The 1029-nt window shown below is 66.2% G+C and carries 1 protein-coding gene and 1 pseudogene; both read left to right on the top strand.

Going from position 1 to position 1029, the window contains the following annotated elements; all coding sequences use genetic code 11:
- A pseudogene (locus tag ACZ7M7_RS45030) lies at window positions 1-708 on the top strand (alpha-1,4-glucan--maltose-1-phosphate maltosyltransferase); the annotation flags it as partial.
- The coding region (locus ACZ7M7_RS45025; RefSeq protein WP_451182638.1) for an alpha-amylase family glycosyl hydrolase at window positions 705-1029 on the top strand (325 nt) is incomplete at its 3' end. The pseudogene ACZ7M7_RS45030 and the gene ACZ7M7_RS45025, both read left to right, overlap by 4 nt.

Here is a 1029-nt window from a genome sequence, read left to right as displayed (position 1 = left end):
CAGTCCTACACATACTTCACCTGGCGCAACGGCAAGCAGGAACTCACCGACTACCTCACCGAACTGTCCGGCGAGGCGGCCGCCTACATGCGGCCGAACTTCTTCGCCAACACCCCCGACATCCTGCACGAGTTTCTTCAGGAGGGCGGCCGGCCCGCATTCGAGGTGCGCGCGGTGCTGGCCGCGACCCTCTCCCCCACCTGGGGCATCTACAGCGGCTACGAGCTCTACGAGAACACTCCCCTGCGCAAGGGCAGCGAGGAGTACCTCGACTCGGAGAAGTACCAGCTCCGGCCCCGCGACTGGGAAGCGGCCGAGCGCGCGGGCCGCACCATCACCCCCCTGATCACCCAGCTCAACGCCGTCCGGCGGGCGAATCCGGCCCTGCGGCAGTTGCGCGACCTCCACTTCCACCACGCGGACCAGGAAGCGGTGATCGCGTACTCCAAGCGCAGCGGATCGAACACGGTTCTGGTGGTCGCCAACCTCGACCCGCACCACACCCAGGAGGCCACGGTCTCGTTGGACATGCCGCAACTCGGCCTGGACTGGCACGAGTCGGTGCCGGTGCGCGACGAGCTCACCGGCGAGACCTATCACTGGGGCAGGGCGAACTACGTGCGTCTCGAACCGGGCACTCGTCCCGCGCACATCCTCACCGTCCTGCGACCGTCCACCCCGCAGATCGGAGGGTCACCCACAAAATGATCGTCAACGAGCCCGTTCAGGACACCTTCGAGGACACTCCTGCCAAGGATCGTGACCCGGATTGGTTCAAGCGCGCCGTCTTCTACGAGGTCCTGGTCCGCTCCTTCCAGGACAGCAACGGCGACGGCGTCGGCGACCTCAAAGGCCTCACCGCCAAACTCGACTACCTGCAGTGGCTCGGCGTCGACTGCCTGTGGCTGCCGCCCTTCTTCAAATCGCCCCTGCGGGACGGCGGCTACGACGTCTCCGACTACACCTCCGTCCTGCCCGAATTCGGAGACCTCGCCGACTTCGTCGAATTCGTCGACTCCGCCCACCAGC

The organism is Streptomyces sp. NPDC111606 (genome assembly GCF_055656945.1).
The sequence above is the reverse complement of the archived record's forward strand: the minus strand, read 5'-3'. Positions and strand labels throughout refer to the sequence as shown.